Here is an 18,481-nt window from a genome sequence, read left to right as displayed (position 1 = left end):
TATGGGTGAACAGCATGACAACAAGCTGAAACGCAAGGTTATGCTGACAGGGGCAAGGCCCTTTTGGGATAACCAGCTGGAGAGACTATTCGTAAAGGAAGATTGGGAGTATTTTAGTGCAACGGGGTCGTTGGAGCAGACAAGAGAAACTCTGCGTATCCATAATATTCCGGTGCTTGTTTACGTATGGCCGGCAGAGCGGCTGGCTGCTGAGCGGATTGATGCCCTGCAACGTCTTGCCGACATTTTGGCGCTGGCTTATGAGTATGGGGTGGAATCAGTATATTTCGTATCTACAGCAGCCGCAGTTAAGGACGAGACGGCAGAACGGGCTGCTGATGGTATGGCTGTGGTGGCAGAACAGGCCGTCAGGGCTTGGTCTGAATGGGCCATCATTCCCGTGACAATCATTCGGTTACCGGAGGTTTATGGCCCTGATAGCAGTCCTAAAGACGGATTGGTGGCGCGTACCTTATATGCCAGCATTAAAAAAGAGATTTTACCCCGTATGGATGATGAAACAACGCCACGGGATTTTTTGTATTCGTCAGATGCTGTGTATGGTATTTATCGGGCTATAGCTCGTGGCTGTCAGAACGAAGAACTCAATTTGGGTACGGGCAATGGCTTGACGGCAGGGGCGTTTGCCTCATGGATAAGGGATGTAACGGATTTGCCGGATATAAATGATGATACAAAAGGGTTCAAGGCATTTCCTTATGTGCAGCCGGTACTGGATAGCAGTATGGCCAAACATGAGTTGGGCTGGCAGCTGAAATATGACAGAAAATCGGCCTTGGCACAGACATGGAATTATATTCAGGCCAAGGTAGAGGCTGACCGGGTTGAGGCGCAAAATCGTGTTCGTAGTATTCGTTGGCGCGCCTGGTACAAAAAATTCATTCCTTACGGTGAAAATATCATTGGGGCAGCGCTTATGGCCGGGATTGCCTATTGGCAGCAAGGAACGACAGTAAATCCTCAGACACAGATGGATGTCAATTTTGTTTACATTGGAACTATGGGGTTGCTTTATGGTAAGCGGCAGGCATTTATTGCCATGGTCATATCAATCCTGATATTTATTGTGGGTTCGTTATCCAGGGGCGGAGAGCTTATTTCGCTTACTTATGTGCCGGAAAATATACTGCATATCACTGCCTACCTGTTTACAGCAGCATTGACCGGATATTTTGCTGATGCCCGGCGTTTCGAACAGGAATCTGTGCAATGGCATAAAAGGCAGGCTGATGATAGAAATAATTTTTTGCGTGGTATTTATGAAGAAAATCTGGCGGTTAAGGATAAGTTATACCGGCAGATTGTCAATTCTGATGACAGTATTGGCCGGCTTTACCGCATTATCAAGCGGCTTGATAGTATAGAACCGGAAAATATTTTCAATCAGGCAGCTGAAGTAACAGCGCAGATACTTACAGTGGATAATATAGCCATTTATGTGGTAGGAACTGATGGGTATTATTTGCGTCAGAAAATCCGTATGGGTAAGCTGGCGTCCCGTCAGCCACGCTCCCTGCGTGTGGCTGACTATCCATATCTGCAAAACATCCTGCAGGAACGCACTGTCTTCGTCAACAAGGAACTGGTAAAAGATACACCGGATTTGGCGGCGCCGATTGTTCATCAGGATAAGGTTATTGCCGTGATTGCGATTTTTGGTCTGAGCTTTGAACAGTGGAGTCTGTATCAGCAGAATCTCTTGTCGATTACCACGCGCTTGATTTCAGCATCGATGGCCAGAGCTTATCGTTATGAGCAAGGTATACAGGAAAAGCGCTTTGTTTCCGGTACGCGTATTCTGCATGCAGAAGAGTTCCGTAAAATCATCAAAGAACTGGAAAACAGACGAAACCTGCAGGCCGATTTTTCGGTGGCTGTGCTTAAGGTTGACATGTCAAATCTTGACTATGCTGGGTTGGATGGTCGTCTCAGTCACGTTATCCGTAATGAAGATTTCGTAGGGGTAGGCAGCAATGGTGTATATATTTTGCTGCCGGATGCTGATGAGGCTGTTACGGCCATGGTCCAGGAACGCCTGCAGGGGGCCGGTGTGGCAACCGTTGTTTGTAAGGCGGTGGAATGATGGATATTTATGCATTTTCGCTACTGCATATTGTGCTGACACTGCTGTACTTTCTGGGAAATATCAAGCGCAAGCCACGCTTGCATGTGGTGACGGAAACAGTTATTGTATTTGCTATACCTGTTTTTGGTTTGTTGCTGATGCTGGGTTATCGTCTTAGCTGTTACTTGTTGAACTTGACTAAAGACCGTCAGCCGGAAATTGAAAAGGAACAAGAGGCTTTTTTCCGGGGGACGCATTTGGGAGAAGATATTATTCCCTTGAATGATGCGTTTTTGGTAGATGATGTGCAAAAGAAACGACATTATTTTACTGATGCCATTAAACAGGCAGTGGTGGATAATGAAAGCATTTTGCAAATGGCTATGCATGACCGGGACAGAGAAATTGCTTACTATGCAGTTGCTATGCTGACAGCGCGGATGGAAAAATTGGAAAATGAATTATTTGCCAAGGAGTCGGTTATTGTCAGCGGCGAAGGCCAGGAAAATGTGGATTTGTTGGCAGAGTATGCCCAAATGCTGAAGAGCTATTTGGAACAGAAAAAATTTATTGACCATGTGACTTATCGTAAAAAACAGGGCGATTATATTGGCCTGTTGGATTATTTAAAAAAAATGTGCCCAGACAAGCTTGAATATTATACGGAGGAAATAGAGCAGCTGTTGTCTACCGCCAATTATTCAGAGGCGGAACTTGTTTGTGCGGAATTAAGAGAGCATTTTCCCCATAAGGAGGAAAGCTACATGATGTATATAAAGCTCTATCAAAGCTGGCGCAAACCAAAAAAAATGCAGCAGAAAATCCGCGAATTAAAGGCTTGTCCTATTGACCTTTCCCAAGAAGCGCTAACAGCTATTCGCTACTGGGACAAGGATATAAACAGGGAGGCGGTAATGCATGGATAAGCGCGGGATTGCAGGCATAATCGCCTTTGTTATTTTATTGGGGTGTTTTTTTCAATTCAGCCGCATGGATGGTTTTTTGAAGCTCGATAGTGCAAAAAATTTAGCAAATATACCGAATGTTTTGGACAATAAAGGCGAATTTGATGAGTCTCGGGATAGTTTTTTGATTATTTATGATTCTAGAGATGTTGCCAGTGTTTTTGCCGAGCATCGCTTGTCCAAACTGATTGCGCAGCAAAAAAAATATTCAAAATCAGTTCCTTTAAATGATATGGAGATTGAGATAAAGGATAATTATCGCGGCGTTTTGATAGTGACTGGTGATTTGAACCGGGTTGTCAGTCTGAATAAGGTTCGTGCTTATGTAGAAAATGGCGGCACAGCGGCATTGCTGCTGGCCTTAGAAGCCGTAAACGCGCCAAGTCAGGATGTTCTGCTTGCTGCTGGAATAGCTGACTTAGGGGGCAATGTCAATGTCAAAGGCATTAACTTGAAGACAGATTTCCTTTTTGGTGGTAAGGGCTTTTATTTCGGAGAGGAGTCAGCCTACAATACGAATTGCAGCAAGGTTCAGCTGACTTCGGATGCAATGGTACATATCACTGGAATAGATGATATGCCGTTGCTTTGGGAACATAAAGCCGGAAAGGGAAAATTTTTGGTGTATAACGGTGTCGTAAGAGACGACAAGACCAATATAGGTATCCTTACAGCCATCCTGGCTCATTGTGGTCAGGAGACCATTTATCCAGTTTTAGGTACGAAGGTTTTCTATATTGATGATTTTCCTTCGCCAGTTCCTGAAGGGATAAATCCGCGTATTTATGATGAACTGCACATGACCACGGAGAGTTTTTACCGTTACCGCTGGTGGCCTTATATGCAGCAGGTGGCCAAGGAATATGACCTTAAATATACAGGCTTGATTATTGAAAGCTATGGTGATGTGGTCAAGGCACCATTTCCAGCGCCAGCAGGCAGACGAGCTCGGGATAGTTTTATTGTTTATGGACGTGAGCTCTTGCGGATGGGGGGAGAACTGGGGCTGCATGGGTATAACCATCAACCGTTAGCACCTGCTGGATATAATGAAGATGAGCTGGATTATGTTCCCTGGGCGTCAAAACAGGATATGGTGGAGTCTTTACAGGAGTTGCGGCGTTATATTGAGGCATCTTATCCAGATTATGCGATGCGAACCTATGTACCACCGTCAGATATTCTGAGTCCTGAAGGACGGGACGCAATTTTGGAGGTTTTTCCAGAAGTTAAGATTTTTTCTTCTCTTTATGATGGTCCGGCAGAAGCAATGGCCTATATTCAGAATTACGAGCGTCAGGCTGATGGAACTTACGAACTGCCTAGAACTTCCGCTGGATATCATCCTAAGCGCCAAAATATGTATGAACAAATCAGTATATTAAATTATATCGGTAATTTTTCGCACTTTGTTCATCCGGATGAACTTTTTTACGAGGAAAGCCTGGCTTATAGCTGGGCGGATATGGAACAGGGGTTAAAGGATTTTCTAACGGAAATAAATACACGGTTCCCGTTTTTGCGAGCAGTAACAAATGTGGAATTGATGAATTATTTTGCTGATTATCTGGATATGGATTACAAAGTGGAACGCGAACAGGATAAAATGACTATCATTACGGGGAATAATCGTCAGCCTTTGCGATTTATATTACGGCAATGCCGGGATATCGCTGACATTAGCGGTGGTACATATAAAAAGGTGGGTGATGATGCTTACCTTATAGAGACGGATAGCAGCACCACTGTGATAAATTGGAAGGAGCCGGAACAGTGAGAATATGTTTACTAACCGAAGGTTCCTACCCTTATGTGGTGGGAGGCGTGTCTTCCTGGTGTCAGATGCTCATTCAAGGACTTCCGCAGCACGAGTTCTTTATCTACTCTATAGGTGCTGAAGCTAAGGATAGAGGCGCGTTCAAGTATAAATTTCCGCCCAACTTGAAAGGGGTACAGGAAGAATTTTTGGATGAGATATTGAATCAGCAGTCAGGTGAAATGCAGGAAAATATCTTAACGTCAGAAGAACGAGAGGCTATTTATGAATTGGTCATTGGCGGTAAGCCGCTGAATATCAAAAAGCTGGCTTCTATTTTTCGCGAACGCCGCCGTTTTGCAAGTTCTTTGGACATTTTTATGTCCAGCGACTTCTTTGATGTGATTCAACGGGTATATATAGAAAAATACAGCTATCTGCCGTTTACAGATTTTTTCTGGACGATACGCTCAATGCTATTGCCATTGTTGTATCTATTACAGCAGGATTTGCCAGAGGCAGATTTATATCACAGTGTGGCTACCGGGTATTGTGGTGTTATCGGTGCTATGGCAGCGGAGATTTATCATAAGCCCTTTATCATCACTGAGCATGGTATTTACTCTCGGGAACGGGAAGTGGAGATTATCAAAAGTGATTGGGCCAAGGGAGATTTTAAGTCTGTATGGATTCAGTATTTTTATAATTTAGCCAAGTTGTCTTACGCTACCGCTAACAGGGTATATACGCTGTTTGAACATAATGCTAATCTGGAGAAAGATTTGGGCTGTGACCCTGGTAAGATTGGTGTGGTGCCTAATGGTGTCCATATGGAGCGTTTTGCTGAGATTGGAGAACTGCAGGATCATGATGGGCCATTAACAATTGGCGCTGTGGTGCGAGTAGTGCCTATTAAGGATATCGTAACACTGCTAAGAGCATTCTTCCTGTTTAAGGAGGAATTTACTGATGCCAGACTTGTGATTATGGGTGGCTATGGTGAAGACAAAGAGTATTATGAGCTGTGCCAGCAGACTGTTTCCATGTTGGGGATAACCAATGTCGAGTTTACTGGTTCGGTGAATGTAGCTGAATATCTGCCAAAGATGGATTTGATGATGCTTTCCAGTATCAGTGAGGGACAGCCTTTGGCGGTACTGGAAGGCTTTGCGGCCCATCGTCCTTTCGTTACCACAGATGTTGGCTGTTGCCGGGAGCTTATCTATGGAGATAGCAACGATGATTTAGGCGTGGCTGGCGCTGTGGTGGCACCTATGGATTTTGAGTCCATGGCCAAGGAAATGATACGTCTGGGCAAAGACTTTGAACTGCGGCGAAAAATGGGAAACATTGGCTATGAGCGTACAAAACGTGCTTACACTTATGAACATTTTTTAGAAAGCTATCGTGATATTTATCAAATGTATGTGTAGGAGGCATAAGGAAAGTGGCAGGCGTAGGTTTTGAACTAAAGAAATTATTTACGGCCCGCACAGCGGCCGGACATATAAAAGCATATTCCTATTCGGCCATTATTACTGCTGGCCCCTTTGCCTTGATGACCAGTATGGTGCTGGCGGTGCAGAGCCTTTTTGCCTATTATGGCGTAGAAGGAGAGGCAGCGCAGATTTTTGTGGCCTCAGTGGTTTATGCTTTTGTATTTTCCCAGATTTTTTCTGCTGGTTTTGTTATGGTACTGACCCGCTACCTGGCAGATTCGCTGTCTTTGGGCAGATTTTCCGATGCAACAGCATCCCTGTTTGGCATGGGGGCTATTCTCACGTCTTTGGGGGCTGTGGCCGCAGGAATTTTCTTTTGGGATAAGCCGTTGCCTCTTTTGACTAAATGGTTGGGGTATTTATTCTTTGCCGAACTTTTGCTGGCTTGGACAGAAAGTGTTTATCTGTCAGCCGTAAAGCGTTACTCCAGGCTGCTGATTAGTTATCTAATCGGAGTACTTACCAGTATTTTTTTGGTGTGGGTATTTTTGACACAAACAGAAATGCAGGCAGAACAAGCTGGGCTTTTAGCTATGGATATTGGTATGGGGCTCATCAATTTGCTCTTTTTGTTACATATCACTGAGTATTTTGGCAGGCCCAAGATGGGGCAGAACTTTGCTTTCCTGCCCTATTTTGAACGGCACTGGCGATTGTTCTTTACGGCAACTTTTTATATGTTGGGGCTGTTTTTACCAAACCTTATCATTTGGCAGGGAGAATGGGGGGTACTGGTAGGGGGAACATATCTGTATTCTCCCATTTATGATGTGGTTACATTCTATGCTTTTTTGTCCATTTTGCCTTTGATGACGATGTTTGTGGTAACGGTGGAAACGAATTTCTATGAATGCTATGCGAATTATTTTACTTATATTACGCAAAAGGGTAACTTTAGGGAAATAGATGATGCCAGGAAAGACTTGCTGCATACGTTGTGGTTCGAATTACGTCACATAATTGAGTTTCAGTTAGTGTTTACCCTGGTGGCACTGGCGATTGGTAATTATTTACTGAGTTGGTCAGGAATTACTTACAATCAGGTGAACATGTATAATGTATTGTTGTTTGGCGCTTTTTTCACAGGTCTGCTGCAGCTGGTATATATACTGCTGGTTTACTTCGACTATCAGAAAAGCGTACTGAGCCTGTCGGCAGTGTTTTTTCTGTCAAATCTTGTTTTGGGAGTGTGGGGCTTGTACTTTGGCGGTACATATAGTTATGGGTTTACATTTTTTATGGCCGCAGCGTTGTCCTTTATTTGGGCCTTTATCAAGCTCAATCATTTCGCCAAACGCATAAATTATTTGGTCTTTTGTTCCCAACCTGTGTTTTACAATGCTACTAATGGAATTTTGACAAAATTTACGCTATGGTTGTATGGTGACAAATATGTGAATTTGGAAACGGCAGGAGGTGAGAAAAAATGAGGATGAGCCGTAAGCGCCGCCGCAGGTTGGCACAGGCAGAGGAAGAACCACGATACAAAAGATTTGTCATGCAAAGTATGCGCATGACCAGACGCCGCAAACGAAAAATGAAGGAGGAGGCGGCTCTGCGGCAGACAGCACAGGCAGCTTCGATTGGTGCGCTGGCTTTATTACCAGCTATGAATAGTGAGGCTGCAGGTATCAATAATGTCATGAATGATATACCGGCTGCTTTTGAATCATTACGTAATGAACGTAATCGGATACGGGATTTTCATGAGGCACGGCGTAATGCTAAAGAGGCAGCAGCAGCGCTTATACAGGCTGAAAAAGATTTGCAGACAGCAAAACAGGATAAGGCTGAGGCTGAAAAGGGCTTGGCCGAAGCAAAACAAAATTTGGAAAAAGCGCAGATGAATATGCAGCGCATTGCACAGGAGATGGCTAATGCGCAGCTGGAAAGTGCGCAGCGTACCCGGGAGGCTATTGCCGCGCAGCAGGCTGTAGCTGATTTTGCACCTCAGGTGTGGGCGCAGGAATCAGTGGTGCAGGACGTTCAAGGGCGCAGACAGAGCATGCAGGCAAAATATGAGCAGCTGGGACGTGAATTGGGATACCAGCACACAGGAAACGACGGCCTTGAAGAACGCATTCGAAAGGCTTGGGAGAGTGTAGGCTATGCTCAAAATCGTTTGAATGATGTTATGGCTATGGTCAGCAATGCGCAGGCAATTGTCCCCGAACAATCAGACAATGAGGCGCAGTGGCAGGAATATGACAGCCAGATGGAGGCATTAGATGCAGAAGTGGATAGTGCGGAGTCTTTGCTCGATGACCTTAATAATCAGCTGGATGCCTTGCAGGATGCTAAAGAGGCGGCCGAAGATGCTGAGCGTGAGGCCAGAGAACGGGTACAGGATTTGCTGACAGAGCAGACAGATGGGGAAAGAGACCTGCATGAGAGTGAAACTTATGCCACGGAGACAGAAAAATGGAGTGCAGAGGCTGCTAGCAGCGTTGTAAGTGCTGAACAAAATCTAGTGGAAACTGAAAAATGGAAAACGAAAGCCGATTATGACTTGGCGCATTTTGGTGAGGGAAAAGGCATCAGCAGTGGCTTTGAATATTATTCCTGGCATGGTGCAGGCTATAATGGTCATCAGCTCTATCAGCCGATTGAATTTTATGCTACAGAAAAAAAGTGGGATGTTTCCCTGACTACAGGCTGGTTGTCATCGGATACAGGTATGCCGGATGGGAGCGTCAACGGTTGGACAGATACGACCCTGGGGGTAAGTTATAAAAATGACCATAAAATAAATGATGTAAAATATTTTCTCAATATCAACGTACCCACCGGCAAGGATAATGTTCATCAAAATGCCATGATGGCTGACAACTTGGCTAGATTTAATTCCTTTAACGAAGGCTGGCAGTTTACGCCTGGTATCGAGGCAACGCATAAATATACTGAACGGGACAGCATTACAGGTCGGCTTAGCTATACCTTTCGCGGGGATTACAAGTACCGCCGCAGCTATAACCAGAATGAACGAGAGGCTCTTCAGGCTGAAAGAAGTCTTGGTTATCTGCCGGCAAATGCTGAATCGCTGGAAGACATTGCCCCAGGGAATAAATTTACCCAGGAAGTGGAGTACCGTCATATTGGTGACAATCATCAGTTTGCAGTGAAATTAACTCACGAAAATGCCACATCGTCCGATTATAAAAGTACGTTGAGATATTTCACTGATGCGGCCGGTAGTATAACTAACGTTAATAGTCTCCATGGAACTGGCACTAACTACGATGGAGAAAATTGGATTTTGCAGTTATTTGGAAATAAGGATATGGACAGCAGAAATGCATTGCAGTATTATGTTATTGGAAACTATCAGGCTGCGGATACGGGGGGCACGCACCGCTATTACGGCGGACTGGGCTGGCGTCATCAGTTTGATAAAAAGCAAAGCGGCTATGTGATGCTGAACTTTGGCGAAACTCATGGTCAAAGTTATAACTGGCGCTTGAACAAATGGGATTCAAATCGTCATATGAAAGCTCTGCTTTTAGGCTACGACTATCGGCTGGATGACAGATCGGAACTGCGGGTTAAGCTGGAGCGTTTTAACATCAGTGGTAGTCCTTCTGACTCGTATCATGGCTGGAAGATGAGCCTGATGTGGAATAAATCTTTCTAAACTGCAAGGGAGTTGTTGGTTCTTGGAGGAAATATTATCAAGACCGGCTGTATGTCTGGCGCTGCTGGGTGTGCTGGTTATAGTCATAGGTCTGGTGCGTATGCGTCACGAAAAGATGAGTACAGCAACACTGGTACAGACGTCACTGCTGCTGGCCCTGGCTGTTGTATTGGAACAGCTGCGGATTTTTCACATGCCACAGGGGGGCAGTGTCACGGCTGGGGCGATGGTACCGTTATTGCTTATTGGCTATCGCTTTGGCATGGGGACAGGCATGCTGGCTGGTTTTGCCTATGGCATGATAAATATGATTCAAGATCCTTTTATTCTCCATCCTGTACAGGTGCTGTTTGACTATCCCCTGCCTTTTATGGCTATGGGACTGGCTGGCCTTAGCCGCCAGCATTTTTATCTGAGTACGGGCCTGGCTTTTCTGGCCCGGTTTGGCTGTCATTTTATTTCCGGGGTTGTCTTTTTTGGTAGCTATGCCCCGGAAGGGATGTCACCTGTGTGGTATTCCTTAGTTGCAAATGCAACATATCTGGTGCCGGAAATGCTTATTTGTTGTGCTATTATCAAGGTGTTGCCGGTGAGGAAAATAGCCGAGCGTATGGTGTTGGTTCGTGATTGAAGCAAAATATGTGGTGATGAAATAATAGTATTACAGCTATATTCAAAAGCGGTTCACTGACTAGAACTTGTCAGTGGACCGCTTTTGAATTATTAACAGAATGATTATTAAAAACTTTATCTATTCATCAGCGATATGAACGAAGATTTGAAAGTTTAAATATTTAATATCTCTTATATAATAGGTAGTTTTTAAATTTTTTTCTAAAAAGATGGCAAAAGTCCTATTGTATTTTTTTAGGAGTGGCGCTATAATTTTTTTCTAGGATTGTTCTAATAGAATCTTAATGAACCAAGAAGAAAGGATAGGTGCTAATGAATAAAACTTGGCAAAAAAGCGAACTGCTTATTGGCTTATTGCTGGCTGGTAATTTGTATGGAACAGCTCAGGCTGCTCCACAGGATTACACTCAGTTGAATACAGCTGGGCAGGATGCTATTCGCCGACACGATTATGTGGCTGCTGAAAACTATTTTAAGCAGGCACGTTCAGCAGCTTTGGCTGTTGGGCAGCAGGATTTTCTGCGTGAAATGGATGCCCGACGGGCTGCCATGTATATAAATAATGATGAACCCAGCCGTGCAGTGGCAATCTTAACCCCTTATATAAAACCCGGGGTAGATAAATTTATGCTAAGTGACTATCTGCAGGCTTTGCGGGCTTGTAATGAACCGAAAAAAGCTTTGGCAGTTTTTCAGGAATATGTAAAAGACTGGCAGACTTTCCCGGTATATGGCTTGGAAAATGTAGCGGCAGTCGCCTTGCGACAAAAAAATTATCCACTGGCTAAAAAAATATATGAATCGATTCTTTCTCACGAAAAAACGGAAAATGTGCCCTTTGTTCAGCTGGGCTATGCATATACGTTAGTTCGTATGGGACATGAATCTCAAGCGGTTGAAGCCTATAGTAAAATTGCCAACATTGCTCCACGCTACAATAATATCATTGCCGGCGATGCATCTGCCTTTATTCTGGAAGGCCAGTTGGGAATTGCTCGAAAGTTATTCGGTTTGCTGGGCAAGGATGCGGCTGAGAAAGAGACTTATCAGTTGCTTTATGCGCAAAATCTCGTAAATGTAAATCGTGACCTTAGCAACGAAGACCTGAATTTCCAGCGTGATGAACGACTGGATGACCGTAGTTATTACCATGAGGCAGATTCTATCCTGCGAAAACTGCTGCAAAGTGACGACCAGGATATTGTTCATGATGCCAGGGTGGCGCAAGCGGCAAATAACTTGAATAATGAACTTCTGGCTGACGCACGCAGCGGCCTGCAGAAACTTTTAGCTGAGGATAACAGCGATATGGCTGCCCTGACTGTGCAAAATGCGTATGAAAACCAGCAGCTGCACAGCCTTACTACTTATTATGAAAACTCTATAGACAATAAGCGCAACAAAGAACAGTCTGTTGGCATAACCTATGATAATTACATAGGGCATAACATATATCTATCACATGATGTCCGTCGCAGCTGGTTGCAGGATGACGATAATAGTACAGCGTATTGGCAAAGCACATCCGGTCTGCGTAAAAAATTTGGCTGGGGAGAAATCACTGGTGAGTGGATTCGCTATGATGTTGACGATGCCAAAAACGGCTATAGTATGGGAGTTGTCTTTGATATAGGTGACGCTGCCAAGATAGGCTATACACGCGGCATGCGTCTGCATAATCATGTCGGTACTGTAAAAAACAGCATTCGTGAAAAATACCAGACTATCAGTTTTAATCATCAACTGACACCGAAAACTGCGTTGGCTGCTCAATATGAATGGGCTGATCTTGATGATCAAAATAAATACTGGGAATATACAGTGGGATTAAATCATCTGCTGCAGGTAAAGCATAATTTCAGCGACCGGCTGCTCTTAGAATACAGTCGTGCTAGTTATGACCATGAAGTATGGTTCTATAACTCTCCGGAACGGCGGGAGGATTATATGCTCGGCTGGCAGCGTAAATGGAATTATCCCCAGATTGAAACCACCTGGTTATGTGAAACTGTCCTCGGTTGGGGCCATGACAATGATGACAGCATGGAATTTACCCCGCATATAAGATTGGAATATACCAAGGATTTCCCACATAATCAACAGCTGCGTTTGGGAACGACCATCTACAAGTATTTCAATCAAACAAGCACAGAGAACAATCGACGCAATGATGGTTATCAATTTTCTGCCAGCTATAACTGGAGGTGGTAATGATGCTAAAAAAACTTTTTTTAATTATCTGCCTGAGTATTGTCTGCATTCTGCCTGCTCATGGAGCTTTTGCCAATGTGACGATTCTTTGTTATCACGAGGTTGACCGTGCTGGCGATGCCTTTGCTGTCAGCCATCAGCGTTTTGAAAATCACCTGCAGTTTCTTAAGAATGAAGGCTATCATTTCGTCAGCTTGGATGAATATGTGCGTTATTGCCGTGGCGAACTTAATTTGCCAGCCAAAAGTGTAATGATTACCTTCGATGATGGCTACCGTTCCTTTTACACTAAGGTATATCCTCTTCTGAAAAAGTATCATGCTCCTGGCATGCTGGCTATTGTCAGTTCCTGGACCAACCATGAGGAAAAACCTAATGATGTACGCGACACAGCCTCTTGGGCGGAATTGAAGGAAATGGAAGACAGCGGTCTGGTGACTGTTGTTTCCCATACTCATGCTATGCACAAACAGCAGGCAATCAACCCGCAGGGCGGTCGTAACGGTGTGGTCGGCAGTCATCTTTATTTCGATGGCCGTTATGAAACTGATGATGAGTATCATACGCGCATAGCCAACGATATCAATGAAGTACAAAGTCTTTTTCAGGAAAACTTAGGTCATAAGGCGAGGGCTATGGTCTGGCCTTATGGCATCTATACCAAAGAGGCTGTAGATATCGCTACACAGTCAGGCATGGACGCTACGTTCCTGTTGGATGGTGGTGTAAATGAGGTCGGGGAAGATGCTAGGCTTTATGCTAAGCGCATAATCATGGAAAGTGATTTTGATGTTAATCGGTTGCAACAATTACTGACTGTCAATCATGATACCTGGGATTCTTCCGGCATCCGCATGGCACAGGTAGACTTAGATAATATCTATAGCAAGAATTCGCAGCATTATGAGCAGAATATTGCAGGGTTGCTTAGCAATTTGTTAAATAATAATATCAATACTGTAGCACTGCAGGCGTTTGCTGACCCTGATGGTGATGGTAATGTAGACGAGGTATATTTTGCCAATAGTCAAATTCCTGTGCGAGCCGATATTTTTAATTATGTGGCTAACCGGTTGCAACAGCAACAGATAATTGTAATGGCGTGGCTGCCAACTCTTAATTATCAAAGTCTGATAAGCCAGGATGATAGCAATGCAGTTAAATCACGTGGGGAAAAAGGCTGGTATCACCGTTTAAGTCCTTTTGACCAAAAAGGCCTTGAACATGTCAATAGATTATTTTACGATTTAGCAGCTAACACTCAAATAGCTGGTGTCTTGTTGCAGGATGATTTATATCTTAATCAGGATGAGGATTTTTCCTTGCCAGCACAGGCAGCTTACCGCCAAAAATTTGGCAAGGATTTACTGGCAGTTAACATCAAGGACAAAGATGAACAGGCAGCCTTTACCCAATGGAAAATTGAAGCACTTGACAATGCTGCTGATGGTGCCATTAAGGCTTTTAAAAGTGTGCGTCCTCATGCTGTTATTATGCGCGATGTATACGCCGGAACCCTGCTTTATGCTGATGCAGCTAACTGGCTGGGACAACGCTATACAGATTGCCTGCGCAAGTATGATTATACTGTAGTTATGGCATATCCCTTTATGGACAAAGAGGAAAAGCCTTACGAGTATCTGAAGAAAATTGCTCAGGTGGTTAAAGATAATCAAGGTATGGGCAAAACTCTGGTAAAAATTCAAACCTATGATTGGAATAATAAATGCTGGCTGGATAGCAAAATCTTTGCTAAGCAGATGCAAACGCTAAAAGCTGCCGGCATGAAGCATCTCGGTTATTATCCGTTGGGCTTTGTCCATTGGGATAAGTGATTTTCCAAGGAGGAAAGTTTTTATTTTGATTTACACATTCATTTTATGGTTAGCGGAATTTGTGTTCTATTACCCAATTATCATGAGTCTTATTTGGGTAATTGGTGCTATTTTCTTCTATTGGCGCAGGGAACGTGGCCGGGATAAAAATCCTCCTGTGCTCACGCATAAGCCCTTGGTATCAGTTTTTATTCCGGCTCATAATGAAGAACGGGATATCGCGGATTCGGTGCGTTCTATCTTTGCTAACCATTATAAAAATCTTGAAGTTATCGTTATCAATGATGCCAGCACGGACAATACACAGCAAGTATTGGAAGGTCTGATGGATGAATATCCCGGCCTCAAGATACTGCACATGGAAAAGAATCTCGGCAAGGCCAATGGTCTGAACCTGGCTTTTGCCATGAGCCATGGTGAAATAATCGTTACATTGGATGCTGATTCCATGCTGGACGAGCATGCAATTGAATGGGCTGTATGGCATTTTAATAACTTTCCCCGAGTCGGGGCAGTTACGGGTAATCCCAAGGTTCGCAATCGTACCAGTTTGCTGGCTAAGATTCAGACAGCTGAATACGCCAGTGTTATTGGTCTGATAAAACGTACGCAGCGTATTATCGGTAAGGTTATGACCGTATCAGGTGTTGTGGCAGCTTGGCGTCGTACGGCTATCATCAATGCTGGTATGTGGAGCAATACGGCCATCACTGATGATATCGAAATGACCTGGAAAATGGAAACAAAATTCTGGGATGTACGTTACGAACCCAATATGGTTTGTTGGATGCTTGTACCGGAAACATTGAAAGGCATTTGGGTACAGCGTAAACGCTGGGCACAAGGTGGTGTGGAAGTTATCCGCACTCATATCGATGTATGGCGTCACTACAAGGAACGACGTATTTGGCCGGTTTATTTAGATTACTTTTTAGGTGTTTTTTGGGCCTATTCCTTTGTCATTTGCGGATTACTGTGGACCGTTCGCCTGTTGTTTGACATTGTGGGCAGCGGTTATTCTGCCATGCTGCCTGACCTGGGCAATCCACTTATCAGCTGGAAAGGATCGGTCATATCCCTTATGTGTCTGGTTCAATTCTTAGTTAGTATTCTCATCGATTCACGTTATGATAAATCATTGTTGAAAAGTTATTTTTGGGTAATATGGTACCCTGTGGTGTACTGGATTTTCAACGCACTTTCCGCTGTTGTAGCAACGCCTGTAGGACTCCGACGTGATATGAACACTACGGCTGTATGGGTCAGCCCTGACCGCGGTATCAAGGGATAAGCAAGGAGGACAGTAAAAATTGGAGAAAGAAAAGGATTCGGACAAAAAATCCCCAGTATTTGAGGCCAAACATAAACGGTCTTTACTGGTGCGTGTCCTCGAAGATATCATTGCTATAGCTTGCACCATTATCTTATGGTTTTTTATTGTCATCACCTTATACAATAAGCTGTATGTCAATGCTAACGACAACCAGACTAACTTCTTTATTATTATGGCATTGGTTTGTGTTGCTGTGGTTGTTATTATGGTGATTTGGCAGTTTTATAATTGGTTTCTTTTTCACGATAAAAAAAGACGTAAAGAATTTCCTCAACAGTCGCTGGCAGAAGTGGGCGAGCTCTATGGCATATCTAAGGATAACATGGAGCGTCTGCAGCAAATTCGTAATGTGGCAGTAGTGGAATTTCGTAATCATCGGTATTACTACTGCATTGATGGCGAAACACCTATAGAAATTGGCATGTTGCGAAAAAAATAATCTTTATAATTAAGCAAGATAAAGGCGCAGTGAAGAAATGCATTCGCATTTTTCACTGCGCCGTATTTTTATTCCTTGTTTTGGAAATACTGGTAAACATCAATGACATCGAGGAAGGCACCGTCAAAGCCGGCTTGCATGATTTCGTCCAAGTAGGCATTGGGGCTGCCATATAGTATATGCTTCCATTCCGGGCGCCAGAATTTTACCCGATAGTTGTTTTGCCAGTCTGTGTTAGGCTTATCAAGCCAGTCGGGCAAGGACTTATCCCAGTCCTTTTGCCAGTAATTGCGGTAGGTTTCTGCCTCGCCTATACTCATGTAAGCAAATACCAGACGACGTCCGCCATTTTTTTTATGTTTGAGCGTGGCTACTTCCTGTTTTGTCAGCAGGCGGTTTTCCAGATAGAGGTCAATAATCAGCAAATCGTAATCACTGTTTTGCAGGCTGCTTAAATAATCTGCGCTGGAGGCAAACTTGCCGGGATTGAGTAGTACCAGATAGTTTTGCACCTCTGCCAGTGAGTGTATATCTTTAGCGTTAAGATGAGGCGGAGTGAAGGGCGGTATGCCGTCAAGGCCCCGGTAGGGTGAGGCCAAAGGAATGTAACCCTTCGCCAGATTCTTTTCGTAGGATATTGCTGCCTGTTCCGCATTTGTCACATAGTCAAGGACGAATACGGGCAGGCCGCCGTTGCGAGCCGTATCAAGGGTGTGCAGAAAAAAATTGTTTTCTGCCGCAGGCGTCTCCTGTCCATCCTGCAGATTAAAGCCGAAGAACACAGATTCTGCCAGTTGACCGTCGACATTTTGCAGCATTTGGGCGGCATTTTCAGTCGTGTTGCCGTCAATGGGTAAATATAGCGGGGAGCCGCCATTAGCCAGCAGTTGGAAGTGGGGCTGGTGCAGACGTGCATACTGGTGCAGCTCGCCAATAAGCTGTACCATAGCGGTGTCATAGCGAGCGGGAGCTGAGGCCTCACTTCCGGATATGGCTGCGGTGCTGGTGGTGAGAAGGCCTAAGCCGACGAGCAGTCTTAGCCACCATTTTGGTTTATTGTTCATAATTGTACGCCTTTCATTCTATATAGAGTTCCTTAATTTTAGCATTTTAATGTCAAGAGAGCAATATGTAACATTTAGCACAGCCAAAACCAAAAATTACTGATATAGTTAGGGGAGCAGTAAATAGGGAGTTGATAAGTATGCGTAGATGGGCTGTAATTTATTCTTCGGTGACAGGTAATACGAAAAAGGTGGCGGAGGCCATTGCCGAGGCGGCGGAGAGTGCTGATATCTTTCGGGTGCAGGACGCGCCGCAGGATTTGTCCGGTTATGACATTGTGGCCATAGGTTACTGGCTGCGGTTGGGACAGCCGGACGCGTTGACGCTTAAATATCTGGCAAAGGTAGAAAATGCCCGGGTGGTTTTCTTCCAGACGCATGGGGCAGAGCCCCAGAGTGAGCATGCCATCACAGCTTTTGCCCGGGCTGGCTATAATTTGGGCCCAGGGTGTGAAATTTTGGGTACGTTTGGCTGCATGGGCAAAATAAATCCTGAGCTGCTGGCCAGACGGCAGGCAGCCGGCCCTAATGACCCTCATGGGGGAGCGGAGAGCCGTGAACGTTGGGAAAGGGCAGCTGCTCATCCGGACGCTCAGGATTTGCAGGCGGCACAGGAATTGGTAAGCCGTATGGAGCACAAGCTGGCTTTGCGTGAGAAATATCTGGCTAAACAAGCTGCCAAAATGACTAAATAATACGTATGTATAGCGCGTATAAAAAACAGACTGCCGAGTTTGTACTGCCCCCCATAAGTTAGACCTAGAAAGGCTAACTTATGGGGGGCTTTCTCATGGCAAAATATAGTTTTGAATTTAAGATGAGGGTTGTCAATGAATACCTGCAGAAAAAATCAGGATATGGCTTATTAGCCCAAAAACATAACATTTCCAGTAAATCAATTATCGCGAAATGGGTTGCAGTGTATCGCAAGTATGGTTTACAAGGACTTAAACGGTCGCGACATAGGAAAACTTATTCTTTTCAATTCAAGCAACATGCAGTAGAGTTATATCTAAGTACAGAGATTTC

General features: G+C 44.4%; 14 protein-coding genes. 13 read left to right on the top strand and 1 reads right to left on the bottom strand.

Annotated elements, in window-relative coordinates; genetic code table 11:
• Position 1: 1 nt before the first annotated feature.
• From DL94_RS15865 to DL94_RS0110005, 11 genes are all read left to right on the top strand, one after another.
• Entirely contained in the window at positions 2-2,104 is a 2,103-nt protein-coding gene (locus DL94_RS15865) for an NAD-dependent epimerase/dehydratase family protein (protein ID WP_051586409.1), read from the top strand.
• Positions 2,104-3,012 carry a hypothetical protein gene (locus DL94_RS0110050; RefSeq protein WP_028130038.1) on the top strand — a complete coding sequence of 303 codons (909 nt, stop codon included), beginning with the start codon at positions 2,104-2,106 and terminating at the stop codon, positions 3,010-3,012. The genes DL94_RS15865 and DL94_RS0110050 overlap by 1 nt, the downstream gene beginning before the upstream one ends.
• A complete protein-coding gene (locus DL94_RS0110045) occupies positions 3,005-4,828 on the top strand; it encodes a DUF2194 domain-containing protein (protein ID WP_028130037.1) in 1,824 nt (607 codons plus the stop codon). Before DL94_RS0110050 ends, DL94_RS0110045 begins: the two co-directional genes overlap by 8 nt.
• The gene (gene pelF / locus DL94_RS0110040) at positions 4,825-6,240 is read left to right on the top strand and encodes a GT4 family glycosyltransferase PelF (RefSeq protein WP_028130036.1); all 1,416 of its coding nucleotides are present in this window, start codon (positions 4,825-4,827) and stop codon (positions 6,238-6,240) included. Before DL94_RS0110045 ends, pelF begins: the two co-directional genes overlap by 4 nt.
• Before the next feature lie 14 nt (positions 6,241-6,254).
• Positions 6,255-7,736 (top strand): exopolysaccharide Pel transporter PelG, encoded by a 1,482-nt coding sequence (gene pelG / locus DL94_RS0110035; RefSeq protein WP_028130035.1) that lies wholly within the window; start codon positions 6,255-6,257, stop codon positions 7,734-7,736.
• On the top strand, positions 7,733-9,937 hold the full coding sequence (locus tag DL94_RS0110030) for a transporter (protein ID WP_028130034.1): 2,205 nt from the start codon (positions 7,733-7,735) through the stop codon (positions 9,935-9,937). The genes pelG and DL94_RS0110030 overlap by 4 nt, the downstream gene beginning before the upstream one ends.
• Positions 9,938-9,959: 22 nt before the next feature.
• On the top strand, positions 9,960-10,568 hold the full coding sequence (thiT, locus tag DL94_RS0110025) for an energy-coupled thiamine transporter ThiT (protein WP_231464643.1): 609 nt from the start codon (positions 9,960-9,962) through the stop codon (positions 10,566-10,568).
• Between the two features lie 314 nt (positions 10,569-10,882).
• On the top strand, positions 10,883-12,781 hold the full coding sequence (locus DL94_RS0110020) for a tetratricopeptide repeat protein (RefSeq protein ID WP_028130032.1): 1,899 nt from the start codon (positions 10,883-10,885) through the stop codon (positions 12,779-12,781).
• Positions 12,782-12,783: 2 nt separating this feature from the next.
• On the top strand, positions 12,784-14,616 hold the full coding sequence (pgaB, locus tag DL94_RS0110015; protein ID WP_037371729.1) for a poly-beta-1,6-N-acetyl-D-glucosamine N-deacetylase PgaB: 1,833 nt from the start codon (positions 12,784-12,786) through the stop codon (positions 14,614-14,616).
• A 25-nt stretch (positions 14,617-14,641) separates the two neighbouring features.
• Positions 14,642-15,907 (top strand): poly-beta-1,6-N-acetyl-D-glucosamine synthase, encoded by a 1,266-nt coding sequence (gene pgaC / locus DL94_RS0110010; RefSeq protein WP_231464640.1) that lies wholly within the window; start codon positions 14,642-14,644, stop codon positions 15,905-15,907.
• Between the two features lie 19 nt (positions 15,908-15,926).
• Entirely contained in the window at positions 15,927-16,388 is a 462-nt protein-coding gene (locus tag DL94_RS0110005; protein WP_028130029.1) for a PgaD family protein, read from the top strand.
• Between the two features lie 68 nt (positions 16,389-16,456).
• Here DL94_RS0110005 and DL94_RS0110000 read toward each other — a convergent pair whose 3' ends face one another.
• Positions 16,457-17,452 carry an endo alpha-1,4 polygalactosaminidase gene (locus DL94_RS0110000; protein ID WP_028130028.1) on the bottom strand — a complete coding sequence of 332 codons (996 nt, stop codon included), beginning with the start codon at positions 17,450-17,452 and terminating at the stop codon, positions 16,457-16,459.
• Positions 17,453-17,592: 140 nt separating this feature from the next.
• On the opposite strand from DL94_RS0110000, the gene DL94_RS0109995 reads away from it, so the two are divergent.
• Positions 17,593-18,147, top strand: a complete 555-nt coding sequence (locus DL94_RS0109995; protein ID WP_028130027.1) for a flavodoxin family protein — start codon at positions 17,593-17,595, stop codon at positions 18,145-18,147.
• Positions 18,148-18,242: 95 nt separating this feature from the next.
• A partial coding sequence (locus DL94_RS0109990) for a helix-turn-helix domain-containing protein (protein ID WP_028130026.1) occupies positions 18,243-18,481 on the top strand: 239 nt, incomplete at its 3' end.

Source organism: Selenomonas sp. AE3005 (genome assembly GCF_000686945.1).
Taxonomy (GTDB): domain Bacteria; phylum Bacillota; class Negativicutes; order Selenomonadales; family Selenomonadaceae; genus Selenomonas_A.
This window is presented reverse-complemented; position numbering and strand designations above follow the sequence as displayed.